Below are 25,124 nucleotides of genomic sequence, written 5' to 3'. Positions count from 1 at the left end.
CAGCTTGCCGCTTACGATTCGGCTGTCTGCCTCTGAATGCCAAGCGGGGTAGGCAGCCGATCGAGGCTGTAGCTGTTTTTCTCATTTTGATAGGCTACAAGCTTCTGATCCCCTATATGCTCCGCCCAATCCTTCAGCTGTTCCCGCTCGCCCTGATAGTCAAAAAACGGGATGCTGAAGCCGCACGCTGTCGTCACCTTATGAATATTTAGCACAATTATTTGCCTAGCCCCTGGCAGCAGCTCGAACCTTCCAATCAGCTCATTCCAGCGCTCGGTTCCTGGCAGTACAACGTTTCCTGTGCCGAATAGCCGCATAATAACGGGCTTTCCCTCCATCGCTACAAACATAATCGTCAGCCTTCCATTTTCCAGCACATGCGCACTCGTTTCATTGCCGCTCCCCGTCAAATCAAGATAAGCGACCTCCTGGCTCGACAATATGCGAAAAGTATCGTAGCCTTTCGGAGATATATTTACATGGCCCTCCGCCGTCAGCGGAGCCGATCCTACAAAAAACATATGCTGCCGCCCGATAAACGCCTCATGCTCCGGTAATAATTTTTCAAATGCTTTTCCCATTATGCTCAGCCCCTTCTTATGTAACTCTATCCTTATTATATCCTAACTTAGCAGATGGAAAAATGAATGATATGCAGGGCTGATCTTGCAGCGAGAGCCGCTTCAGCCTTTCCACATCGCTTGTTCCGCTGTATAGTTATAGAGAACGGATCAGCCTGCTATACGAAGAAGATGCTGTAGCACCATATAGAAGGAGAGAGATACTAATGACTACCCTAACCTTGCTTGATGCTTTGAAACAGAGACGCGCAGTGCGCAATTATTTGCCGCAGGAGGTAGAGGAGGAGAAAATTGCCGCTTTGCTGGAAGCTGCAACGCTCGCTCCTAACGACCGCCTGCGGGAGCCTTGGCATTTTTATGTCGTTCGCGGTGAAGCGAAGCAGCGTTATGAGCAATTGGCGCGCACCTATCTGGAGGAGCGCTTCCCTACCAAGCCGCATTTAGTAAAAGAATCCCTTAAAGTGCTGGAAACGACGCCGCTTGCCATCGTCGTAACGGCCGATATCGTTGAAGGAGACGAAGCCTCCTCCAAAGACAATGAATATGCCGCAGCCTGCGCCATTCACTCGATGTGGCTGACCGCCGAAACGCTGGGGCTTGGGCTTGTATGGCGGACCCGCGGCATCGGCCTCGTTCATGACGAGCGGATGTTTGCGTTTATTGGAGCCCCAGAGGGCAAAAAAATAATTGGCACCCTCTTTATCGGCTATCCGCAAGGCGAGGTGCCTGCTACTGCTCGCAAGCCTTATACGGAGAAAACAACCTGGCTGTAACACTTAAATTCGCGCAGCTCCTATTTTCATGCAACCTGCTACAAATTGCTTCGTATGATAAGGGATGAGTTCCTTAAGGTAGGAGGTGCGCAGATTTAATGAATACTTTCGGAAGAGGCTGTCTCTACATTATTATCGGCTTCGTGCTGTTGTTTATTTTCGCTTTTGTTGCTGGCAGAGCTATACACATTCCGTGGTTTATTATGATTCCGCTGATTGTGCTTGCTTTCTGGGCAGCCTCCCAGCGCAAAAAGTAGCTGCCCCCTTATATAATTGTCACGGTGCGTGTGCTTTGCTCCCATTCTATTTTTTTATTCAAGGAAGCAGCCAGCGCACGCATCGTTACATACCCCGTTCCTTCATCCAGCAGCGACTCCAGCTCCTGACCATTCACCGTTACTTTTGCACCCGTCCAGCCAATTTTTCCGCCGAGGCGACTGCCAAGCGCTCTCGCCGGCACCCATACGGTGCCGCCGCGCTCGTAACCAATTACCTCGACCATCCCATTTTGCAAAATCGGCACCGTCCTCGCTCCCTGAAATACCGTCGTCTTTACAGCCGCCGCAGCCTGATCATCATATTGCCGCAGCCCATTGCTGTTTATGATGGCAATCAACTTGGCCGCATAAGCCGAATCGGTTGCATAGCCGCAGGCCAGCAGCATTTGCGCCTGCTCCTCCGGCGTCTTCGCAAGCCGTACCCGATCATATCGCGTTTTCATAAACAGCAGATCCTGATCCTTCATAAAGTGATATACGCTGCTGTATGCGCGAAAGGCCGCGCTCGTATTTATATTTCGGCCATCGACATGCTCCCATGTCCCTTTAACGACGGCTTGCCCCTGCCAGTAGGCATTCGGAGATGCTCCTCCTACTTTAATGCCCCCTAAATTGTACCAGGAATGAATGACACCTCCGGTTTCCAAAATATATTGCGCCAGCCGTACAGATGGCAGCATCGGTGAGCCCTCGCGCCGTACTTGTAGGACGGCAGGCGCCAATGCTGCAATAAATTGCTGTCTTGTCATAGCCACCATCGCTCCCTCCCCCTTCTTTTTCGCAAGTGGTTTAATCGTCAAGTTGTCCCTCTATTATTTCTTATGCAGCAGGCCTCTATTGCGGCACGGCCTACGCACACTGTCCCGCGTTCCTTGCGGGATGCAAAGCATCCTCTATCGGCAGCTTGCTTCTATTGCCCCCTGCTTCTAGTCATACGCCGCTTTTACTACCCATTAGGTCATTGTCCATGAATCTAACGTCCATCGTGAATACAATATAGTCAAGCGCGTATCCGCTAACGATTTCTCCACAAGCAAATGACGAGAAAGGAAGGAAACAAGTGGCCAAATCACTTAAGCGCAAGCGACATCAAACGTCCGCCAAACGCAAGAAGCACAGCTCTTCCAATAAAACGCTGCTGGCCAAACGCCGTAAACGCAAAGCGGTTAAACCGCGCGCTAAACGGCGGGCCGAACGCAGACGGAAACGCAACGGCAGCCCTCGAAAAACAAAAAATCGCTTGTCCTCTAACCTATCGCAGCACGCCAAACAGACCCGCCTAGCAGGAGAGCATTCTGCTGCCAAAGAGGTATATGATTCGCAGCCTTGGACTGCACAGGGCATAAATCTTGTCGGTTTTATTCATGCGGAAATGGGCATTGGCGAATCGGCAAGACTCGCGGCGAGAGCGATTGAACGAGCCGAAATTCCTTTCGGCATTTTAAACTTCCCGCTTCAGGTCGCTACCCGGATGTCAGATATGAGCTGGGAGCATAAGAAAACGGAGGAACGCTCCTATAACACCAACCTGTTTCATATGAATGCGGATTATATGGCTCCGGCTAAGGAGCATTTTGGACATAGCCTATTCCATAACCGCTACAATATTGGCTATTGGCACTGGGAGCTGCCTGATTTTCCCGAGGAGTTTGTTCCAGCGTTCAAGCTGGTGCAGGAGGTATGGGTATCCAGCCGCTTTGTGCTTGATTCGATTGTCCAGAAATCTCCCGTTCCTGTCGTCGTCATTCCTCACGGCATAGAGGTTGAGATTTCCCCGGAGGTGACGAGAGAATCGCTTGGGCTTCCAGCGGACCGCTTCCTGTTCACGATGATGTACGATGTGCAAAGCTATACAAATCGTAAAAATCCACAAGCTGTCATAGAGGCGTTCCGGCTCGCTTTTCCAAAAAATGATCCAAACGTCGGGCTCGTCCTCAAGATCAACAACACGAATTTCCGGCCGGAAGATATGGAGGCTCTGCGTCAGCTCGCTGCCGAGTATAGCAATATTTATATTATTGATCGTATTTTATCCCGCGTGGAAGTCAACTCGCTGCTTGGTGTCACAGATTGTTTCGTCTCGCTGCATCGCTCAGAAGGCTTCGGACTGGGACTCGCAGAAGCGATGTATTTGGGGAAACCAGTCATTGGCACGAACTGGTCCGGCAATACCGACTTTATGAACGAGACCAATTCCTGCCCCGTTAATTACGAGTTGGTGCAGGTCGGCACCGATTGGGGGCCGTATCAGGGGTATCAAACTTGGGCCGAACCGAGTGTGCATCATGCCGCCTTTTATATGCAAAGGCTTATTCAAGAGCCGGAGTGGCGCCAAGCCATTGCAGCGCAAGGGCAGCATACGATTCACACTTTCTATTCACCACAAGCGGTTGGCAGCATGATTCGGGCACGCCTGACCGAGCTTTCGCTTCTATAAATAATTGGCAAATTAAACGAAACACGGACTGCCTCTGGCGTGAATGCTGGGGCAGTTTGCTATTTCCAGCCGTTCTCTCTCTAAGCCTACTTCACAAAAATGTAGCGCAGCGTAATAATACCCTCTGAACCTCTATCAGACAATGATTAAGCTATCGTCCGATTTTCCGTCTAGAGGGTATGAACGAAAAAGCTCTCCTGGCGCGTGCGCTATGCAGCAGGCTTGGATCATCCTGCGCGCAGCCTAACTTAGCTCCGCCCGCCAATAGCTTAGCAAATCCTGCATCGTCTGCTCAAAGGGAATTTCCGGACGCCAGCCTGTGCGATGATGAAATTTAGAGAAATCGCCTATCAGCTCCGGTACATCCGCAGGCCGCAGCCTGGCTGGATCCTCCTGAATCGAAATGGTGCTGCTGCTAAGTCCAACCAGCGTCTGCAACATCTCCCTAATCGCCCGGGAGTTTCCCGAAGCAATATTATACACTTCCCCAGGCTCGCATTTTTCAATGGCCAAGCGGTAGGCTCGCACCACATCGCGCACATCGGTAAAGTCACGCTTCGCCTCCAAATTGCCTACATAGAGAACGGGCGGCTTCAATCCCCGCTCGATTTCAACGATCTGCTTTGCAAAATTGGAGGTTACAAACTGCTCGCCGCGCCTCGGTCCTGTATGGTTGAAAGTACGCATGCATACAATATGCATGCCATAGCTGCGATAATATTGGTAGCCCAAATAATTTTGCGTAATTTTGCTGACGGCGTAAGGACTAAGCGGCCGCAGCGGCGTCGTTTCCTTAATCGGAATATCCTGCTTTTCTACCTGGCCATATTCCTCGCTGGAGCAGGCGAGCAGCAGCTTGCAGTTAAGGCCTGCTTTTCGCACCGCTTCCAGCAAATGAATTTGCCCGGCAATATTGTTGTAAATCGTCGCCAGCGGCGATTCCCATGACTTTGGCACGAAGCTTTGCGCTGCTAGATGAAAAATCATGTCCGGCTTAACGTCCGCTATCATTTTTTCCACATCGGCTTCATTAGTCAGCTCGCATTCGTATAGCTTGACAGCCGGCAGCAAATGAGCGATATGCTTCATACTGCTAGTTTTCCTAACGGTGCCTGACACTTCCATTTGATGCGCCAGCAAATGCTCTGCCAAATGGCTTCCGGCAAAGCCGGTTATGCCTGTAATCAATGCTTTCACGGCTTGCCTCCCTCCCGATCAGCATCCATCGCGGCTATCGCTTGCTTAACCGCCTGCTCCTGTGTTTTATGACAAATCAATAGTCCCTCGTCTGTGGATACGACAATTAGATTATCAATGCCAATGACAAGCACCCGCTGCCTCTCCGTATAAACAATACTGTTGGTCGTTGCCGTCGGATAGACGCTGCCCAGCAAAATATTGCCCTCGCTGTCCTGCCCAAATATTCGTTCAAGCGAGGTCCACACGCCAACATCGTCCCATGTAAAAGCAATGGGCAGCGTGTACAAGCGTTCCAGCTTTTCAATCAGTGCATAATCAATAGAAAGCTTTGGCAGCTGCATATACGCATGTTCCAACTGCTCCCCATCAAGCTCAAAAACACGCCACATATCCGGCTGGTATAGCTGCATGTAGCCTGCAATAGTTGACGGCTTCCATATAAAAATACCGCTGTTCCAGTACATATTCGGTATCGCAATCAGCTCCTCCGCCCGCGAGAGCGTCGGCTTCTCGATAAAAGCTTTTACCGTCTTAATGACTGGTCCATATTTGCCATCCTCATGCTCACCCGCTTCAATATAGCCGTATCCCGTCTCTGCCCTTGTCGGCACAATTCCCATCGTTACTACAACGCCTTCATCGCGTGCCGCTTGCTCTGCTGCCCGCAGCGCCTCCATCAGCTCGGCAGCATCTGGAATATACTGATCCGAGGGAGCCGTTACAATCACATCATTTAAGCCCCGTTTCTGAAAAAAACTCGCCGTCAGCGCGATGCAAGGCGCCGTATCCCGCTGCTCAGGCTCAATAATGAGCTGCTCCTCGCTAAGCTTAGGCAGTTGTTCCCGAACAAGCGGCAAATAGTTGCGGCTTACTACTACATATACATCCTCCTCCGGCAAGCAGCTGCGAAAACGGCTGTAGGTTTCCTGCAGCATAGTTGCTTCGCCGGACGTTAAGGAAAGGAACTGCTTCGGCTTTGCCGTCGTGCTTCTCGGCCAGAAGCGCGTCCCTTTTCCTCCCGCCATTATGACCGCCTTCATTCCGATTCACCCCAAAAAAAATGGCTTTCTATTATACATGTGCGTGTAGCCAATATGCAGCTCCTTCCTACCATAGCTGGCTCCAAAAATATAGTATCGTCTCTTCAACATCGTATGCTTTGCTAGAGCTTTCATAGTGGACGAATTGCCTGCACATGCTGTAAATCGGGCATATATCGCCGCCTGTATTGCAGTTGAAGGAGAGTAGCGGAGGTGTATGCTTTGTTTCGCGGTATAATCTATCAATTTAGAAAATATACGATTATCCTTGGACAAATACCGTTGCTATCTCTATCTACCAACATATGATGTGGTATACGATTGAAAGGAGATGAATCAATTATGGGTGAAACTGGATTAACAGGTTTAACTGGCCTGACTGGGGCTACTGGCCCCACTGGACCAACAGGACCTACAGGACCTACGGGTGCTACTGGTCCCACGGGTTTAACTGGCCCTGCTGGCCCGGGTTCTTCTGTTGTAGGTATCCAAGGTGCTGTTCCGACTTCTATCCCGGCTGCTGCTACCGCTGTCACTGCTGCAACTCTGATTGTTCCGGTAACAGCTACTTCCAACCAGGTGATTATTGAAGGTACCGTCAATGTATCAATTAACTTCACTTCCCTTCTGGTTGTAGCACTCAACCCAACAATTACAGTCGACCTGCTTCAAGATGGCGTCGTTGTTGCTACAGTACTAAGCTCCGACTTGCTTGCGATTACACTGCTTGGATTGTTCTCTTTGGAAAGAGTGATTCCGATCACTTACTTCAACGGCGGCCTGGCTGCTGGCAACCACACGTACGAGCTGCAAGTTACCGTTTCGGGCGTTGTCATTGCAGTAGGTACTACTGCTGACATCACTTACTCGTCGCTTACTGCTACGATTGGTACTATTCCTTCCTAAGCAGCTGCGTCCACCAGAGCAAACAACCGTCCCTTACGGGACGGCTACATAAAATGGACTCCCCTCAACTTAAGCCTGAATCGGAGCCTCCCCTTTGACAATTGAATTAGCCATATGGCCAAAATCAAGCGCAGCCTTGCCCATTTCTACTGCAATCGCATCCGCAAGGATAACAGCCGCAATACCCGCTGATACTAATGCAAGTTCAAAATCATGCTGTCTAATTTCCCCCATCACCCGGTCCACATCATGGATCCCCTGAACGTGAGCTACAGCTCCTACGACCGCTACGCCGCTCTCAGCAAGCACCTTAGCGAGCGGTTGCGCCAAATTCCCAATAATTAGCACTCTGCGGCCTCTCATTAGGCGAGGCAAATGTCCGTCCTGATACAAACGGTAATTGACGAGCGAATCTGTCAGCACCTTACTGCGAAAATCAATGCCATACGTTTGAAAAACAGCCGTAGCCAGCCGTTGGTAGTTCGGCTGCCGCAGCTTTGGTATGCCGACAATGTCGGCCCGCTTTACCGCTGCCAGCAAGCGGTCGCGGGCGGCAATGTCCGGCACCTTTACTCCGGCATACTCTAAAAAACCGCCCTCGTGGCGAACCTGTTCAATTGGCAGCACACTTTCCTGTGCCAGCGTCAACAGCTCGCCATCGCCAAGCCGTACGACAGATAGCGGCTTGCGCTGCTCCAGCGCCTCCATCAATCGCTCAGCCACCTGCTGCGCGGTCAAAAGGTGGACGATGCGATCTCCTAGCGCAGCGATGCCTGATGCAATAACCTGCGCTACGGAAGTATCTGGAAGGACATGAGCTTCCGGCAATTGCTCATCAATGATGGCGTCGCCGCCTTCGTAGCGCCCGATTTTCAGCCCTTTCTCGTAGCCTGCCCTCTCGGCCGACTCCCAGCTGTGCGAATGGTCTGCCCTTTGTCCCTCTGCCTGCTTCGTTCCATCTTCGTAACCTTTGTTGTATCCTTCTTCATGACCGGTTTGATAACCCTCCACATACGGTCCCTTAGCCGCCTGCGGCTTGACGGACTTTGCGGACTTTGCGGAGCGATTTTTCCTCTTTGAAACGGCACGTCTCTTCCGCCGCTTAATCGGAAGGCTGGCCGTTTTGCGTCTTCTCGCCGTTTTCATGCTGAGCACCTCCTGCATTGTTGCTAAAGCTAGAGAAAGGATCACGTTACCGTCTCCTTTCTCTAGCTTTTAAATAAACTGCTGCGGGTCCACGCCCCATTTGTCTGTGAACAGCATTCGGTTGCGGGCGAGCAAACGCTCTACAGCCTCCTGCCCCTCCTGCTTGAAGCTCGCGCTGCCATGATGAAAGACGAATGTATCCTTAGCCATCAGCAGTCGGTACCCTGCTTGCCGCGCACGGTAGCAATAGTCATCATCCTCATAATGTCCTGGCGAGAAACGCTCATCCAGCAGACCAATTTGATCCATCAGCTCCCGCGAAAATAACAGGCAAAAACCAACCAATCGGCTGACCTCCTCATAATCGCCTGCGTACTCTGCGGCAAGCTGCTCCGCCATTTCCACATAATTGCCGCGCATTTCGATTTGCTGCTTGCCGCTTACAAAGTTGGACATCGGCCCTGCGATGCCAATCTGCTTGCTGCTGCCTAAAGCCTGCCGCAGCTTGCCCAGCCAACCAGGTGCCACCAGCACATCATTGTTCAGCAGCAGCAATTGGTCACCGCGAGCCAGCCGCAGCCCCCAATTGCAGGCGGCGGGAAAGCCTTGATTGCTCGGCAGGCCGATGAATGTGATTTGCTGCTCACGCAAATATTCAATCGTTCCATCTGTTGAGCCATTATCAACGATGATTAGTTCATACTGTTCGGGTGTACTGCTGCGAATGGAATAGATCGCTTCCTGCAACAGCGGCAAACGGTTGTAGGTCGGAATAATAATACTGGTCAGCATCTATTCCCCTCCTCGGCCAGCACTTTTGCGATCCCTTACTCCGTCTGTATATTGCAGGCGGGCATTTCCCGCTCTCATCATCCACTCCAGTGCTTCCAGATGGTCGCCTACGATGAGCCTCGCCACATGATTGCCCATGCCTATATTTCCCGGCCGCACCCGATTATGCCTAATGACATCCACCATGCTCGCTGTACCTACCTTAAGGCCAGATTGGAGCGCAATCGCCTGCGCCTTTGGCGGAACCGCCAGCTGGGCTGCTCCAATAGCCTCAATCGCTTTACGCGAGAGCGCATGCGGAACGGCTGTCAAGGAATTAACGGTAAGATCGGGCCGGTTCATCGAGCGGTTCACAAACTCCTTCATCATCATCACTTCATCTCTTCCTGAAAAACTCCCCATATAGGAAGATAAATTATTGAGCACCATATCCGTCCCGCCAGCGACAGCCTCAATAAAAGGCAGCAACTGCTCAGCAGCAATGGGAATATCCGCATCGACGAACAGTACAATATCCGAGATCGTTGTTCTTGCGCCTACCGCCCGTCCCACATCATGCCCGAGTGCTCCAGCGTAATGAATGAGCACGGCTTTGCCGCTCTCCCGAACTTTGCTGGCGGTCGTGTCCGTTGAGCCGTTCACCACGACGACGATTTCATGTAAAGGAAGCCTCTCCAATTGCTGAAGCATGGAAGCCATAGACTCCTCTTCATTCATCGCCATCACCACTGCCGCAACTGTCTTGTGCGTCGGCAGCAGCACCCAATTCGGCGCCGGTGTTCCCGTAGCGGCAAAATATCCTTCTATGAAGGCCTTCATACAGGCTAAATATGCTGATTTGGAAGCTGTCCCGCCCGCGGCCAGACCGTAGCTCTGCCACAGCCGCTGCAACTGCTGCAGCTCATCGGCTTGCTGAGGCCCCTGCCTCGCCGTTAAGCCCGCTGCAAGCCCGCCATTGCGCGCTTTTGCACACTGCCCTCGGATAATGGCAGGCTGCAGCGTCCCTCCACGCCTCGCCTGGCTTCTGCGAGGTCTGCGCCCGCGGGACGCAAGACTCCGGGCTGTGCGGCGGCGAATGCCGCCTTGTGAGCTGCGCGGGCTTCTTCTCCCCGCACGACCGCTTTTTCTACTGCGGCTTCTCAACCTATTCCACCTCGCATCCATTCGTATATATTCATTTATGCTGTCATTGTATGTAGGGATAAAGCCGACGCAACGGCGGCTGTACGTCCATGAGAAGGAGAAATGTGCGCTTTTACTTAGCGCAACTGCCCTATCCTATCTGGCAAGCTCCACATAGGATAGGGTAGTTATGCTTCTATTTTGCAAGGCAGGAGGATGTTATGGACTGGACATTTCACAACCCGAAATTTATTGCAGATGCAGCACCTGAGCTTCCCGCAAGCTTTATAGCAGGCGGAGCCTGGTCCGGGCATCGAAAATTTGCTTATGATCTTGTTCGTTTTGCCCGTCCCAGCCTGATTGTAGAGCTGGGAACGCTGTACGGCACATCCTATTTCAGCTTTTGCCAAGCGATTAAGGATGCACAGTTGAAAAGCGCATGTTATGCGGTGGATACTTGGATGGGCGATGCCCATACCGGCGCTTATGGCATGCTGGATGATTCGATGTACGCTGCGGTCAATGCTGTAAGCGCCCGTGAATTTCCCGGTATCGGAACACCGCTGCGCGGCACCTTTGACCAAGCGCTCTCTGCCTTTCCCGACGGTTCGATTCAACTGCTGCATATTGACGGCTACCATGTGTACGAGGCTGTTCGGCATGACTATACGACTTGGCTTCCCAAACTTGCGGAGGGTGGCATTATTTTATTTCATGACACCGTGGTTCGGCTTGCGGATTTTGGCGTTTATCGGCTCTGGGCGGAGCTTTCGGCGATGCCTCATCTGCATTTCGAGCATTCCAATGGTTTGGGTGTTCTGTTCCCTAAAGGCTGCCCAGCCCGCTTTCAGCCAATCATTGGGCGGCAGCAGGAGCTTGCCGCTCATTACGCATAACAACGGAGGTACATTTAGCAATTTCAAGCATTATGCAGCGCGCAAAACGATACTTCGCGCCAGGTGCGCTTCATGATTCGGATTGAAGGAGGCGATCCCTATCTACACTATCCCTCAGCAATTTTATGAGAAAACGCGAGATTGGGCGCAGCAAGCAGCTGTCCCTCCCGATCTGCTTTCCTATTATTATCAGGTCATTTATCCGGCTGAAACATTGACGCTCCCCGCCGGCAAAGGTATTGATCAGCCACGCTGGGTGACGTCCTCTGCCTTTGATGAAGCTTTTGTAGCGGCCATTCCTGGCGGACGGCTGGTGACGAGCAACGCATATGTCGTTACGCCAGACAATAAGCGGCTGCGCGATGTCGAGCTCGACTGCCCGCTCATTGATTTCACGCAGCTGCCGGAGCCGCAGCACTTTAAGGGAACGGTCGCCACGCTCATTTGGGGCTGGAACATGCCGCATATTAAGGCGTGTACGCAAAACATTTTCGGACATTGGTTTTTCGATCTGCTGCCAAGGCTCCATTTGCTGGAGAAAAGCGGCATTCCGATAGACAAATACGTCATCGGCAAGCTGTTTCACCCTTTTCACTATGAATCGCTTGCCATGCTAGGCATTCCGCTCCATAAGTGTATCCAGGTCGAGGATGCAAACTTTCATCTGCTCGCCGACCGCCTGATCGTGCCGGCGGTGCCGCTGATGGTCGGCAAATGTCCGCCGTGGGCATCGCATTTCATGGCCAAGCGACTTAAAGCTGACCGGCGCGTAAAAGCCAAAAAAGGCTTCGAGCGCCTCTATATTACCCGCAAGGATGCCCAGGCTCGCTTTGTCGTCAACGAGGAAGAGGTTCTCCGTTTTCTGAAAGGCAAGGGCTTCAGGGAAATCGTGCTTACTCCGCTCTCTACCGCAGAGAAAATCGCGATTTTCTCGTCAGCGCAGCATATCGTCGCCCCCTTCGGGAGCGGCAGCATCAACATTGCCTTCTGTGAGCCGGGCGCGGCTCTTTTGGAGCTTGCTCCCTCCACCTTCGTCGACCCCTATTTCTGGAAGCTGTGCGCACATGCCGGCGTAGACTATTATGAAATCGTATGCGAGGTGGAGCAGCCGCCAAGGCCCTTCGTCGGAACGGATAATATTGTCGTTAATATAAATAAGCTTGAACATGTGCTTAAGCTAGCGGGCCTTTAGCCCGCTGCCCACAAATCCTGCGTCAATGCTGCGAATAACTCCCCTCGCGCCCACATATATTGAATTCGCAAGCGCAACATTTTTCATCATTCACGGAGCAACGGCTGGCATTCTTGCTGTTAGGCAGGAGACAGCCTCGCCCTTTGCAGGAGGTTTGTAACAATGCGGATTCTTGTATGGTCTGTCCATTTTTCCATCGGCGGTGGGATGAGGCTGCTCCATAATTTGATTTCGGCTATGGCCAGGCAGCCGGATGTGGAGCAGATCAGGCTTGTCCTATCGCCCGATTCCCTTATTCGCAACGCCAAGGAACTGAAAGCATTAGGCAAGGTTGAGATGGTATCCACCCAGCACAGCATTGATTCCGACCAAAATTCCTATTTGCTTGCTGGCATCGACATCGTCTATTACTACTGGCCGCACACCCACCCCTACCACGCCCTTGACCGTCCAACCGTCTGCACCTTTCACGATACGACGATGTTCGATTATGTCCCGCCTTTTACCAATGGCGAGCAGCTTAAGGGTCACTGGACTTTATCGAAAAAATGGCTGGATCACGTCACATCCGTCGTCGTTTCTTCGCAGCATGTGAAAAATCGCCTCATTGCACTTTTCGGCCCTCGCCATCAATCCGCGACTGTCGTGCCTCATGCCATTACACCGATTGCCGCACATTATGCAAGCCAGGTCTCTCCTGCCACCGCTGCCCGCATTCCGTCCAAATACATCATTTATCCGTCTAATACGTCGCCGCATAAAAACCATAACAATCTGCTTGAGGCCTTGTCCCAATGGAAGGGGCGCACCAAATGCCCGCTAGTGCTCACCGGCTATTTAACTGAGACGCTGCGGCAGCCTTTTCCGGATTGCACGCCGCAGCACAGCTGGATACCAACGCTTATCTCCACCATTCGTCGAACAGGCCTTGTCGTCAATCGTGATCTTTACCCGCTCGGCTTTGTAGGAGACGAGGATATTCCCGCGCTCATTAAAAATGCCTGGGCGCTCATTATGCCCAGCCTTTCGGAAGGTGGCGGGAGCTACCCGGTCGAAGAAGCGCTTCGCCTCGGTACTCCAGTGCTCTGTTCGGACATTCCGGTCATGCGCGAGCATTTGGCGAGGCATAGTGCCAAGATCGCCTGGTTTAACCCGAGCAGCCCCGATTCCATCGTTCAAGCGCTTGAAGATTTGACTGCGAATTATGATGAATATAAAAGCTCCGCCATAGCGGGCATTCATGATCCAGCGGAAAGCTGGGATGATGTCGCAAAGCGTTATTTGAACGTTTTTCGCGATACGTATTGGCGGTATTACGGCAAGCAGCTGCCCTAATCGGCAGCTGCTTGCACCTCTTCAATGACGTTGGCATAATCTCCTGCAACATCCAGCCATCTCCTGTTCAACGCGCCGCTAAGTGCGGCCTGCTGACGTGGGACAACCTCTTCTCCCTCCTGTGACAGCCGTGCTATGGCGTCCGCCATCTCCTGAATGTTATGCGGATGGAACGTGGCGAAGCAGCTCATGTCGCTGATTACCTCCTGCACCACCTCCAGCCTTCCGAAGGCGACCGGCGTATTCATCAGCAGCGACTCCAGTATAGGAAATGGGCAGCTGCCCTCGAAGAGCGTTGGAACGATTGTGCCTGCGGCATAGCGGTATAGGGAAGGCAAATCTACTGAGGCTATGCGCCCCATAAACACGATTGAGCTGCGAATAATAGGATCGGCAATTTCGTTCAGCGATGCCAAAATTTCCTGCTGCCGCGGGCGGTTCCCAAGATCATCTGTAAAAACAAGCTTTATGCCAGATGCTCTTCCTGCCTCCGTCTGCTTGAACAGCGCAAAGGCTTTAATAAGGCCCTCATGATTTTTGTGCAGCCTTACAACCGACGGGAAGGTCAAATATGGACCATCCAGCTTATAGGCGCTGCGGAATTTCTCCTCGCTATGCGTTTGAAACGCCGCATATTCCTCATGCGGCGCTGCAAAGCGCACGACAGCCGTTTTGTGTACAGCGAGCTTGAGAAACTCCAGTCCCTCATGATTGCGGGTAAATTCCGAAGCGAAGACGACCTTCGCCGCTTTTTCCGTCACCTTTTGCGCTACAGAATGGATATATTGATAATGCTGGGTATACGCGCTGTACAGCTCAGGCAAATGCAAATAAACGAGATCATGCAGACATACGATATACGGTTTTTCCAAATATTGCGCGAGCGCCATCCCCACATATGGCACAATCCATATGTCCGCTGGCACGCTGCGGTTCACCGTATCCATACTGTCCGTACGGTGCAGCTTCAAGCGATCGCCATAAGCCGCCCGAAGCGGGGCATACACAGCCGCAGCCTCGGCAAAATTCGCTTCCGTCATCGCCACATGGAGGGTAAAATCATGCTCCAGCGCTAGCAAGCCTTCCGACAAACGGACGATGAAACGTCCGATGCCTTCGCCATCCATTGCAATTTGCATCCCAAAGCAAAGGAACATGCCGATTTGCCGGCTGTTTATACGGGCCGCACTCGCCGCAAGCGGAGGTAAATACGGCGCCCCAATGAGCAGTCCAAACTCCTCCGACATGACAAGGCTCGCTATCCATGCGCGCCGCAGCAGTCCTTGCTTCAGAGCTGTCGTATATCGTCCTACCTTATTGCTATCCGGCGCACGATTCATAATTTGTACGTGGATGCCGTGAATAAAATCCAAATCCGCAGCGGGAAACAAATGCTGAATGAGATGGGCTGTCGTATTCGCTTCCCCGGATGGCACTCTGGAGAAAATAGCCTCCGCCTCTGGACTTTGGATTAGAGCCGCCGCAATAACCGCCCGTGGGGTGCCATGGGCCAGATGACTGCGATGTCCGTTAAAGCCGCCGTGATCGGGCTCGCGCTGGAGCACCTGACGATACAGCTCCCATAAAAAATCCTCATCCCCCAACCGGAATACCCGGCGCAGCAGCTCTACAATTGGAGCGCCTGCGGGCAGCCCCTGACGAAACGCCGCATTATTTGCTTTTAACTGGTCCGTATCTATTGGTGCTGGAGGCGGCTCGATCGGTGCTGGAGGCTCCATTACAAGCTGAGCCTGCTCAGTTGTCCTCTGCCTGTTCCGGCTTCTTTTCGAGCCGCGCAGCTTCCTGCCGCCCCGTCTGCCATTGCGTCTTCTTGTCCTTGCTACTTTTCCGACTCGCGCTCGATTGCCGCGTTTTCTTCGCGATATGCGGCTATGCGAGCCGCGCTTCGCTGTTCCTTGTTTACGAGCTCTTTTGCGTTTCATATCACGCCTCCAATCGCTCTGCCTTCTCCATAGCGTATTGTCCCGCTCACAAAAAGCAACGGCACATGCCCTCGCCTGCTAGGGATTTCAACTATATTTGAATAAATGGACGACTGCCCGGCTGCAAGTGAAGCAATTTTCTGCCATTTGAATATGATGAGAGTAGCTGCATCACCCCCTCATTTTATTGTTGAAGGAGCCTATACGGCATGAATGCTGTTTCTGCGAATCCTTATCGCACCGTTGTTGTTGGAGCTGGCGGACATGCCAAAGTTGTCGTTGATATTCTTCGTACCAGCCAGGCATACAAGGTCATTGGCTGCATCGGCCGCGAGCCAGGCGGGCAGGTTTTGAATGTCCCCGTGCTTGGAGACGACACCATGCTTCCTCTGCTGCTGGAGCAGGGGGTACGCCATGCCTTTATCGCTATCGGCGATAATGCAGCGCGGCTGCGGCTCGCCCGCCATGTGCAAAGCCTTGGCTTCGAGCTGATTAATGCCATAAGCCCATTAGCATATATTGCTCCCAGCGCTAGTCTCGGCTGTGGCATTGCTGTTATGCCGGGAGGCATCATCCAGCCGGATGCTAAAATTGGCTCCCTCACCATCATTAACACGGCTGCGTCGGTTGACCATGATTGCATCATTGGCGAGGCTTGCCATCTGGCGCCTGGCTCCACGCTGTCCGGCGGTGTAACGGTCGGCGACGGTTCTTTTCTCGGAACAGGCACTGTCGTCATCGACGGCATTCGCATTGGAGCAGGCTGCATGATTGGCGCTGGCGCCGCCGTCATTCGGAATATTCCGGACCAAACGCTTGCTGCTGGCGTTCCCGCCACAGTGAAGCGTCATTTGAACCAAGAGCGAACGTAACACGGAGGAGGCATAATGTTGGGCGACAAATTTTATCCGGTTGCCGTTCCTATTTTTAATGGAAATGAGAAAAAATACGTCATGGATTGCCTGGATTCCACCTGGATTTCCTCGACAGGCAAATATATTCATTCGTTTGAGGAAGCCTTCGCGGACTTTTGCGGAACAAAATATGCCGTGTCGTGCAGCAATGGAACAACTGCTCTGCATTTGGCACTGCTGGCTCACGGGGTAGGCCCGGGAGATGAGGTCATCGTCCCGACGCTGACCTTTATCGCCACGGCAAATGCCGTCACGTATTGCGGAGCCACTCCCATCTTCGTTGACAGCGAGCCGGATACGTGGAACATGAACCCTGAGCTGCTGGAGGGGCTGATTACGCCACGGACGAAGGGCATTATTCCCGTCCATCTGTACGGGCATCCTGCCAATATGGACGCTATATCCGAGGTTGCAGAGCGGCATGGCTTGTTTGTACTGGAGGACGCTGCGGAAGCACCCGGTGCAAAATACAAGGGTAAGCGCACCGGCTCGCTAGGCCATACGGGAACGTTCAGCCTATTCGGCAATAAAATTATTACGACCGGCGAAGGCGGCATCATTACGACTAATGACGAGCAGCTTGCCCGCAAAATGCAGCTTCTGCGCGGACAGGGCATCGATCCCGCCCGCAAATATTGGTTTCCCGTCATTGGCTACAACTATCGCCTGACGAACTTGCAGGCGGCGGTTGGCTGCGCACAAATGGAAAACATCGACTGGCATGTAGGCGAACGGATACGCGTCGCCTCGCTTTACCGCAAGCAGCTGGAAGGGAACAGCGCCTTTACGCTGCCTGCCGAGCAGCCATGGGCCAAAAACGTTTACTGGATGTTCAGCATCCTGCTAAACGGCTACAACGAAGAGCAGCGCGGCGCCTTCATGGAGCGCCTGAAAGAGCGCGGCATCGAAACGCGTCCGTTCTTTTATCCGATGCATGTGCTCCCTCCGTATCAAGGCATGCAGCGCAGCGAGGAGTTTCCCGTCGCAAACCGCATTGCAGCGCAAGGACTGAATGTGCCGACCTACGGAGGCTTAACTGAGCAGGATATCGCCTACATTTGCGATTGCCTGCGGAAAAGCCTGTTGTAAGGCGGCTGATTACTAGCCCTCTTCAACCTTCATCTATTCTGCTCCAAGACAATAAGCTTCCGGCTCCACACTTTGGGTGGGGCTCGGAAGCTTATTGAGGTTGATAGACTAGAGGGTGCGGCTAGCCGGTATTGCCTATCACATGATTAATTTCCACTATCTTGACAGACCCTCGAATTTATTACCCCACCCTCTATTTTCTTTTATAGAATATTTTAAAAATGGTTCAATACTTGGTAATGGAAAATTATTAATAAACATAACATTCACAAGTCTTTCCAATGATTTCAGACTACTTTCACCATAGCCTTCAATTTCAGTATATACATGGCTGACACCAAGTTCATAGATACTACGAATTAACTTATCAATCGAAACATCAATATCCTGATACAAATTGTACAAATATACAAACTCCTGTTTACTTAATCGCTCAAACTCATGTTCTTCATACATCCTAAATTCCAGCAGATTTTCAGGAATTAATTCGACTGCAGCATCATTCCAATCATCTAAGTATTGTATGCTAGTAAACTCCCATAAATAGTTCAAAACGATTTTCCAGTCATTAAGATCATATTTAAAAGATAAAAGTGCGTTCTCTAAACAACTTATTCCATATGCCACCCTGCCTCTCATTGATATATTTATAAATTTATCTATATTCATTTTCCAATCTCCTTATAACATCTCGTTATTTTTGGCTCCACTCAATTGTATACCTTTATTCATCACATAGTCATACTTACCCGTTTTCCCATCATAAATTAGGGTGGCTGTATTACATTAATCAACTTTTCTCTTAGTACAACAAAAGCATCTTTTATCCAGCGATTCTCTATATTTGTTCTGTTAAACCGCCAATCCCCCTGTCCAGAGCCAGTGTACTTGAAAATCCATCATTTCTAGCTCTTAAAATGATAGTCATTCACATAAAAAAGCGGACAGGCGCTCTTTCACCTATCCGCTTGCTTTACGATTTATGCTTTTATTCCAAATCCAAGCTCACGTCATAGCCCAGCTTGCGCAAATCCGCGACGCGCTTCGTCTCCTCCAGATCGGCGGCGACCATATCCTTGACGAGATCAGCAAGGCTGCTGGCTGGGGTCCAGCCAAGCTTCGCCTGCGCTTTTCCCGGGTCGCCAAGCAATAGCTCCACCTCGGTCGGGCGGTAATACCGCGGATTAACCTGGACGACCAATTGCCCAACTGGAAGCTGGTATTCAGGACGGTTGCAGTTGACCACATGGCCCAGCTCATCCGCACCTTCGCCGGTAAAAGCAACCTCGATGCCTGCCTCGGCGAAGGCGAGCCGTACAAACTCGCGCACTTCTGTTGTCTGCCCAGTGGCTATGACATAATCCTCTGGCTCGTTTTGCTGGAGAATGCGCCACATCGCTTCTACATAATCTCGCGCATGCCCCCAGTCGCGCTTGGCAGACAAGTTGCCTAGCGAAAGCGTCTGCTGAAGGCCAGAGGCAATGCGCGCGACGGCACGGGTTATTTTTCGTGTGACAAACGTTTCTCCACGTACCGGGCTTTCGTGGTTGAACAAGATGCCGTTACAGGCATAAATGCCGTAAGCCTCCCGGTAATTGACTGTAATCCAATAGCCATACAGCTTGGCAACTGCATAAGGGCTGCGCGGATAAAACGGGGTCGTCTCGCTTTGCGGAACCGCCTGCACCAGACCGTACAGCTCGGAGGTCGACGCTTGATAAATTTTCGTTTTATCGGTCAGTCCAAGCAGCCTTATAGCTTCGAGCAGGCGCAAAGTACCGATACCATCGGCATTCGCCGTATATTCCGGCATTTCAAAGCTGACATGTACATGGCTCATCGCCGCCAAATTATAAATCTCATCCGGCTGAATGTCCTGCACCAGCCTCACCAAATTCGTTGAATCCGTCAAATCGCCATAGTGCAAATGGAGTCGCTGCCCTTCGCGATTCGCTTCCTCCACAATTCGGTCGATTCGCCCCGTGTTCGCCAGCGAGCTGCGCCTCCGCAAACCGTGAACGATGTATCCTTTCGCCAGCAGCAGTTCGGTTAAATACATGCCGTCTTGTCCTGTCACACCTGTAATGAAGGCGACCTTATTCATGGCTCCCTCCGCATTCTCTCATATTTGGATAATGGCTATCCTATTCCACTATCTTATGAATGGGAGAGGAATGTCGGCATCGGGCAAAACACCATTTTTTACAAAAAGCAACCGAACGATAACAAGGCATGACGCTTTTCGCACATGCCAAAGAAAAACGCGCCGTCCTCTGGAGGAGCGGCGCGTTTCAGTTCGAGAAATATAAGCCTAACTTTTTTGCGTCTAGCCTGCTTTAATAATTTGCACGCCCCACGGCGCAAGCGTTACCTGCTCGCCGCTGCTGACCGAACGACCCTCTAACAGCTCTTGCCCTGCGTCATGCGGATATACGAAGGCTACCGGCTCAGCCGAGTAGTTGAAATAGTAGCGAAGCTGCGCCCCCTGCTCGTTCACCCCATGCTTCACAATAATCGGGAAGCTGACCTGCTGATCATCGCCCCATAGCCCTGCCTCTTGAACGGTGCCCTTCAGCACCTCATGCGCCGAGGCTCCATCCGTCAGGCAGCCGATGTACGTTGCCGTACCTTTGCCATAGCGGTTGCGGGTAATCGCCGCATATTCGCCCCACTGCGGATGGTCGTAATGTGCCAGCACCTCGACGTCGCCTGTGAGCGGCGTCAGCAGCTCCATCCAGCTCGTAACGCTTCCTGGCGCTGCCGTAAGCGCTGCACCCTTCAGCCCGACATTTTTCGGATCAATAAATAAGCTGTAGCCAACACCGCAAGCTTTACCAATAATACCTGGCTGCTGCGAGGTGCGCACTTTAATCCGTTCGTCGGCAAAGCCGCTTTTGAACGAATAAACGGCATGTCCGCCCTGCTCCACAAAAGCATTCAGCCGCTCAAGGGTCGCATCCGGTACCGCATACAAAGCCGGAACAACCACTACTTTGTAATCATCCAGCTTCTCGCAAGCTGGCGTAATGAAATCGCAGCCGATGTTCATTTTGTACAGCTCGTCGTACAGCCAGCGCACAACATCATTGTACAATTTGCCGTCCGGCAGCTTGAACCATTCCATCGCCGTCAGCGCTTCATTGCTCACCATAACGGCGACGTTGTTTTGCTTGCGCAAATGCACCAGCTCATCGCTCAGGCGGGCAAAATCCCGTCCGATCGTTCCAGCCTCGTTATAGACTGGATTAGGCAGAAAATCGTGGCTGAGCAGTCCTTTCCAATACGTCTCAAAGGAATTATGGATCGAGTGCCAGTGCCAATAGGCAACCATATCTGCTCCCGATGCCACATGGCTGAACGCTTGCAGCCGCAGTTGCCCTGGATATGGCGTCCAATGCGGGAATGCCTGTGCCTGCGTTTCCAGCACCAAGTAATTGCTGCCCTTCAGGGAACGCGTCATATCGCCGCCGAAGGAAATTTCAATGCCCGTCAGCTCATCCTGTGACGGATGATAGATGTCTACGCCGGCAATATCGAATGGCACCGCCGCTTCGAAATGGTTGACCGAAGGCTGCACGCCAAAGGAATAACCGCGCCATTCAAAATCGAAGTTTTGCGTGACGAATTGCCCCGGCTGCTTGTATTCATTGACAAGAGCGACCTGCCAAGCCAGAAATTCATTGACCAGCCCGCGTTGAAATTTGGCGAACTCCGCTCCTAAGCTGCCGTTAATCGTGCCGACAACAGACGGAAAGTCCTCCCAGCTGTTAATGCGGTTGCTCCAATAATCGAGGCCGAACATGTCATTTACGCGCTCTAATGTTTTATAAGTATCACGCATGTATTTGACGAAGCGCAGCTGCACATTAGGCCCAGCTGTGCCATAATGCTTCGTCTCATTATCTGTCTGATAGCCAATAACCGCCGGATGCTTGCTGACGCGCTCAATCAGCTTGCGAATGATGCGCTCAGCATGGAACAAGTAGACCGGATGCGTAATGTCCATAATTTGACGCGCGCCGTATTTCCCCGGTCCTGCTGCCGTTTCCGCAAGCACACTTGGATGCTCCTTGACCATCCACGTCGGAATGGCATACGTTGGCGTTCCGACGATAACATGGATACCCGCCTCATGCATCGCATCCAGCACGCGGTCTACTGAGCTAAAATCAAATACGCCATTTTGCGGCTCATGCGTGCTCCAAGTCGATTCCGCAATGCGGACTACGTTAATGCCCGCTTCCTTCATCATGCGAATATCTTCATGCAGTCTGTCATAAGGCATATATTCATCGTAATAAGCAACGCCATATAATAATTTATCCATTAGCCCTTCACTGCTCCTTCTGTAATGCCTTCCATAATAAAGCGCTGGAAGAAGGCGTAAATAATAATAACAGGAATCGCCGTCAACACAAGCGAGGCGAGGATAAGCGTCCATTCCTTGTTGTATTCGCCAAACAGGGTGTTCGTCGACAAGATAAGCGTATAATGATCCGAATCCGTCAGCATCAGCATCGGCAGCAGGAAGTCATTCCAAATCCATAGGAAATCGAGAATGGCAATCGTTACCGTAATCGGCAGCAGCAGCGGAAAAATAATTCGGAAAAATGTCTGGAACTCACCGCAGCCGTCCATATGCGCCGCTTCCTCCAGCTCGCGCGGAATCGACTTTACGAAGCCATGGTAGAGAAAAACGGCCATATTGACGCCTAGTCCAATGTAAATGAGCGCCAAGCCATAGGTACTGCCCTGCACAGACAAGCTATTCGCCATGCGGGTAAGCGGAATCATAATCGAGTGAAACGGCACGAGCATCGAAGCGACAAATAGGAAAAAGATCGCTGCGCTCGCCTTGCCTGGCGTACGTGACAGCTTATAGCCTGCCAATGCTGCGCAGAATACGATACCGCCAATACCCAGCACCGATACGATAACCGAGTTTAATGTACTGTTAAGCATATTGATTTTGCTAAAGGCCTGTACGTAATTATCAAATGTAGGTGCTGACGGAAGCGCCACGAAAGACTGGAACATTTCGCCCTGTGTCTTAAACGAATTGGAGATCGCCATGTAGATAGGGAAAAAGGAAATGGCGGCGCCGATCGTAAGCAGCAGCGTAATAAGGAAGGAGCTCGCGCTTCTGTTTCTCATGCCTCCACCTCTTTTCTTTTCATAACTGCAATTTGGATGAGGGTGAAAATCAAGACGATAATGAATAAAATGACCGATTTCGCACTGGCATAGCCATAGCGGAAGTTATTGGAAAACGCCTCTTCATAAATATTCATCGTAATAACCTGCGTCGACCGGCCAGGACCACCGCCCGTAAAGCCATAGACGACCTCGAACACCTTAAAGGCACCGTTGAGCGTCAAGAAGAAGCAAATCGTAATCGCATGTGTAATCATCGGAAGCGTAACCTTCATAAAGCGTTGCAATGGATTCGCTCCATCAATGATGGCCGCCTCCATCAAGCTTTGCGGCACCCCTTGCAGACCCGCCAAATAAATAATCATCATGTAGCCGACGCCGTTCCACAGTGAGATAACCAAAATCGCATAGAAGGAAAACTTCGGATCGCCAATCCAGGACTGATCCAGAAAGGTAAGCATTGTTTTTTCCGCCAGCTGCGGCAGCACTTGAGTAAACACAAAGGTCCACATAAAGGCGCTAATAATAATACTGATCATGTTCGGCATGAAAAATATGGTGCGGAAAAATCCTTTGCTTTTGCTCCGCGATTCAATAAGAACAGCAAGCAGCAGCGCAATTGCATTTTGCAGCACAAGCATGTAAAGCACATATTTTAATGTGAACAGCAGCGAGTGGACAAAATCCGGGTCGTCCTTCAGCGCCTCCACAAAATTTTCGAGACCGATAAATTGATAATTGGTGTTCAGTCCATTCCAGTCTGTAAAGCTGTAATACATACCGCCAATAGTCGGGATTAGCAGAAAAATTGCGTACAAAATAAATGCAGGCGCGACGAAGGCCAGCAGCGAAACATATCTTTTTAAAACACCCTTCATTGGCACGGTTGCTCACCTCTCCTAAGATGATGATGGGAAGACAGGGCAGGGTGATAGACGCGTCCTCGCGCCTTATCCGCCCTGCCGCCTTCCTTCTTTCTATTCGTTTTCTTTATTTATTCACTTTGTTAAACGATTTCCATGCCTTGTCGAGTGCCGCTATAACGCCGTCCTGCGACAGCTGTCCCGCGTAATACGATTGCAGCGCTTTGCCTGACTCGTCCTTAACGGCTTGTGGAACGGAAGGATCCAAATACGATTTACCCTCTTTAACGTAAGTCATCGCATCCTCTACCCAAGGGTAAGTGGTGAACGTGTGATTTTTGGCAACCGGGTTAAATTTAAGCTCTTCAAAAAAGGCGTTGGAGTCTTTGTCATCGAGCACGTAGTTGACGAAGTCCAGTGCCACTTCCTTGTTCGCACTGTTTTTCGATACGACGAGCGAGGTCGATGTACTCAGGTTAATCATCGTTGCATTAGGATCATCATTAATCGGCAGTGGAGCTACGCCAAATTCCATCTCTGGATTTGCTTTAAGAATCGTTTCTGCAAACCATGGACCTTGCACCCACATTGCCGCTTTGCCTGTTGCAAAAGCTGCGGAGCCATCATCGCCGCCCAATTCCATCGCTTTATCCGTACCGTTCTGGTTAACCAGATCAATAACCTCGAACATCGACTTCATATCGCTGAAGGAGCCTTCATCCTTGTTCATTTTTTCGATAAAGTCTTTATTTGTCGTGTTCGAGAGAGCACCTACTGCCAGCGGCAGGAACAGCTGTGGAATCCACGATTCCTTGTAGGACAGCAGGAATGGCGCGATATTATTTTCCTTCAGCTTCGCGACAACCGCTTTCATTTCTGTCAAAGTCGTTGGCGGCGTCAGGCCGAGGTCCTTGAAAATCTTTTTGTTGTAAATGTAGCCCCATGATAGCGTCTCCATTGGTACGGCAACGATTTTGCCATCTGTTGTTGTAACGGAAGGCTTCACGCTGTCAAGCAGCTTATCGACAAAAGGCTGACCAGACAAATCTTCTAAGTAGCCCGCTTTGTAAAAGGAAGGAATTTCATTAATCGCATGTACAGCGAAAACGTCCGGGGCGTCATTGGATGCCAGTCTTGTTTTCAAAATTTGCGGAGCCGTGTCGGCTGTCGGCATTTCAAGCTGTATTTGGACATCAATGTTTTTCTCAGCTTTTTCCTTCGCTACAAATTGCGCGATGTATTTATCGTAGCTTTCTTTAAGCCTTGGTTGAGCGATAAACATTTTGAGCTTGACTGTTTTCGCGCCGCCCTCGCCTGTTGTCTCTCCGCCATTATCGGTTGCTGTACCGCTGTTCGAGCCGCAGCCCGCAAGCAGTGTTGTAATGAGTGCTGCGCTTAGCGCTGATTTCCAAAGCTTCTTTTTCATCTGTAATGACCTCCCGTAAGCTTGTTTGTTTACGCTT

General features: G+C 51.3%; 23 protein-coding genes. 9 read left to right on the top strand and 14 right to left on the bottom strand.

Going from position 1 to position 25,124, the window contains the following annotated elements:
• Window positions 1-11: 11 nt before the first annotated feature.
• Window positions 12-581 (bottom strand): pyridoxamine 5'-phosphate oxidase family protein, encoded by a 570-nt coding sequence (locus V5J77_RS11340; protein WP_338555868.1) that lies wholly within the window; start codon window positions 579-581, stop codon window positions 12-14.
• A gap of 206 nt (window positions 582-787) precedes the next feature.
• On the opposite strand from V5J77_RS11340, the gene V5J77_RS11335 reads away from it, so the two are divergent.
• Entirely contained in the window at window positions 788-1,354 is a 567-nt protein-coding gene (locus tag V5J77_RS11335) for a nitroreductase (protein ID WP_338555867.1), read from the top strand.
• A gap of 98 nt (window positions 1,355-1,452) precedes the next feature.
• Window positions 1,453-1,611, top strand: coding sequence for a hypothetical protein (locus V5J77_RS11330; protein ID WP_338555866.1), 159 nt, complete (start codon window positions 1,453-1,455; stop codon window positions 1,609-1,611).
• A gap of 8 nt (window positions 1,612-1,619) precedes the next feature.
• On the opposite strand, the gene V5J77_RS11325 is transcribed toward V5J77_RS11330, so the two are convergent.
• On the bottom strand, window positions 1,620-2,390 hold the full coding sequence (locus tag V5J77_RS11325; RefSeq protein WP_338555865.1) for a glucosaminidase domain-containing protein: 771 nt from the start codon (window positions 2,388-2,390) through the stop codon (window positions 1,620-1,622).
• Between the two features lie 302 nt (window positions 2,391-2,692).
• On the opposite strand from V5J77_RS11325, the gene V5J77_RS11320 reads away from it, so the two are divergent.
• Entirely contained in the window at window positions 2,693-4,069 is a 1,377-nt protein-coding gene (locus V5J77_RS11320) for a glycosyltransferase family 4 protein (protein ID WP_338555864.1), read from the top strand.
• A gap of 243 nt (window positions 4,070-4,312) precedes the next feature.
• Here V5J77_RS11320 and V5J77_RS11315 read toward each other — a convergent pair whose 3' ends face one another.
• Both V5J77_RS11315 and V5J77_RS11310 read right to left on the bottom strand, forming a co-directional pair.
• Window positions 4,313-5,266 carry a GDP-mannose 4,6-dehydratase gene (locus V5J77_RS11315; RefSeq protein WP_338555863.1) on the bottom strand — a complete coding sequence of 318 codons (954 nt, stop codon included), beginning with the start codon at window positions 5,264-5,266 and terminating at the stop codon, window positions 4,313-4,315.
• Entirely contained in the window at window positions 5,263-6,309 is a 1,047-nt protein-coding gene (locus tag V5J77_RS11310; RefSeq protein ID WP_338555862.1) for a sugar phosphate nucleotidyltransferase, read from the bottom strand. The genes V5J77_RS11315 and V5J77_RS11310 overlap by 4 nt, the downstream gene beginning before the upstream one ends.
• Window positions 6,310-6,651: 342 nt before the next feature.
• Here V5J77_RS11310 and V5J77_RS11305 point away from each other — a divergent pair, with 342 nt between their 5' ends.
• Window positions 6,652-7,215 carry a hypothetical protein gene (locus V5J77_RS11305; protein ID WP_338555861.1) on the top strand — a complete coding sequence of 188 codons (564 nt, stop codon included), beginning with the start codon at window positions 6,652-6,654 and terminating at the stop codon, window positions 7,213-7,215.
• 69 nt (window positions 7,216-7,284) lie between these two features.
• Here V5J77_RS11305 and V5J77_RS11300 read toward each other — a convergent pair whose 3' ends face one another.
• The 3 genes from V5J77_RS11300 to V5J77_RS11290 form a co-directional block, all read right to left on the bottom strand.
• On the bottom strand, window positions 7,285-8,361 hold the full coding sequence (locus V5J77_RS11300; RefSeq protein WP_338555860.1) for a GT-D fold domain-containing glycosyltransferase: 1,077 nt from the start codon (window positions 8,359-8,361) through the stop codon (window positions 7,285-7,287).
• Between the two features lie 69 nt (window positions 8,362-8,430).
• Window positions 8,431-9,153: a glycosyltransferase family 2 protein gene (locus tag V5J77_RS11295; RefSeq protein WP_338555859.1), complete on the bottom strand. Its 723-nt coding sequence runs from the start codon at window positions 9,151-9,153 to the stop codon at window positions 8,431-8,433.
• Window positions 9,154-10,296: a glycosyltransferase gene (locus tag V5J77_RS11290; RefSeq protein ID WP_338555858.1), complete on the bottom strand. Its 1,143-nt coding sequence runs from the start codon at window positions 10,294-10,296 to the stop codon at window positions 9,154-9,156.
• A 200-nt stretch (window positions 10,297-10,496) separates the two neighbouring features.
• Here V5J77_RS11290 and V5J77_RS11285 point away from each other — a divergent pair, with 200 nt between their 5' ends.
• The 3 genes from V5J77_RS11285 to V5J77_RS11275 all read left to right on the top strand — a co-directional run bounded on the left by V5J77_RS11285 (window position 10,497) and on the right by V5J77_RS11275 (window position 13,698).
• On the top strand, window positions 10,497-11,171 hold the full coding sequence (locus V5J77_RS11285; RefSeq protein ID WP_338555857.1) for a class I SAM-dependent methyltransferase: 675 nt from the start codon (window positions 10,497-10,499) through the stop codon (window positions 11,169-11,171).
• An 82-nt stretch (window positions 11,172-11,253) separates the two neighbouring features.
• A complete protein-coding gene (locus V5J77_RS11280) occupies window positions 11,254-12,363 on the top strand; it encodes a glycosyltransferase family 61 protein (protein WP_338555856.1) in 1,110 nt (369 codons plus the stop codon).
• A 162-nt stretch (window positions 12,364-12,525) separates the two neighbouring features.
• Window positions 12,526-13,698: a glycosyltransferase family 1 protein gene (locus tag V5J77_RS11275; protein ID WP_338555855.1), complete on the top strand. Its 1,173-nt coding sequence runs from the start codon at window positions 12,526-12,528 to the stop codon at window positions 13,696-13,698.
• Here the strand turns inward: V5J77_RS11275 and V5J77_RS11270 are convergent.
• The gene (locus tag V5J77_RS11270) at window positions 13,695-15,641 is read right to left on the bottom strand and encodes a DUF4214 domain-containing protein (RefSeq protein ID WP_338555854.1); all 1,947 of its coding nucleotides are present in this window, start codon (window positions 15,639-15,641) and stop codon (window positions 13,695-13,697) included. The two genes, V5J77_RS11275 and V5J77_RS11270, sit on opposite strands and share 4 nt — an antisense overlap.
• Window positions 15,642-15,850: 209 nt before the next feature.
• On the opposite strand from V5J77_RS11270, the gene V5J77_RS11265 reads away from it, so the two are divergent.
• Entirely contained in the window at window positions 15,851-16,513 is a 663-nt protein-coding gene (locus tag V5J77_RS11265; protein WP_338555853.1) for an acetyltransferase, read from the top strand.
• Between the two features lie 15 nt (window positions 16,514-16,528).
• A complete protein-coding gene (locus V5J77_RS11260; RefSeq protein WP_338555852.1) occupies window positions 16,529-17,644 on the top strand; it encodes a DegT/DnrJ/EryC1/StrS family aminotransferase in 1,116 nt (371 codons plus the stop codon).
• Between the two features lie 156 nt (window positions 17,645-17,800).
• On the opposite strand, the gene V5J77_RS11255 is transcribed toward V5J77_RS11260, so the two are convergent.
• From V5J77_RS11255 to V5J77_RS11230, 6 genes are all read right to left on the bottom strand, one after another.
• Window positions 17,801-18,313, bottom strand: a complete 513-nt coding sequence (locus V5J77_RS11255; protein WP_338555851.1) for a hypothetical protein — start codon at window positions 18,311-18,313, stop codon at window positions 17,801-17,803.
• Between the two features lie 319 nt (window positions 18,314-18,632).
• Window positions 18,633-19,748 (bottom strand): GDP-mannose 4,6-dehydratase, encoded by a 1,116-nt coding sequence (gene gmd, locus V5J77_RS11250; protein WP_338555850.1) that lies wholly within the window; start codon window positions 19,746-19,748, stop codon window positions 18,633-18,635.
• A gap of 222 nt (window positions 19,749-19,970) precedes the next feature.
• Window positions 19,971-21,971 (bottom strand): beta-galactosidase, encoded by a 2,001-nt coding sequence (locus V5J77_RS11245; RefSeq protein ID WP_338555849.1) that lies wholly within the window; start codon window positions 21,969-21,971, stop codon window positions 19,971-19,973.
• Window positions 21,971-22,798, bottom strand: coding sequence for a carbohydrate ABC transporter permease (locus V5J77_RS11240; protein ID WP_338555848.1), 828 nt, complete (start codon window positions 22,796-22,798; stop codon window positions 21,971-21,973). Before V5J77_RS11240 ends, V5J77_RS11245 begins: the two co-directional genes overlap by 1 nt.
• Window positions 22,795-23,682: a sugar ABC transporter permease gene (locus V5J77_RS11235; RefSeq protein WP_338555847.1), complete on the bottom strand. Its 888-nt coding sequence runs from the start codon at window positions 23,680-23,682 to the stop codon at window positions 22,795-22,797. Before V5J77_RS11235 ends, V5J77_RS11240 begins: the two co-directional genes overlap by 4 nt.
• Before the next feature lie 106 nt (window positions 23,683-23,788).
• Window positions 23,789-25,087, bottom strand: coding sequence for an extracellular solute-binding protein (locus V5J77_RS11230; protein ID WP_338555846.1), 1,299 nt, complete (start codon window positions 25,085-25,087; stop codon window positions 23,789-23,791).
• Window positions 25,088-25,124: the final 37 nt, after the last annotated feature.

It is taken from the genome of Paenibacillus sp. KS-LC4, assembly GCF_036894955.1.
In the GTDB taxonomy this organism is placed as follows: Bacteria; Bacillota; Bacilli; order Paenibacillales; family Paenibacillaceae; genus Pristimantibacillus.
Note: the sequence above shows the minus strand (reverse complement) of the source record. Positions and strands in the feature narration are given on the sequence as shown.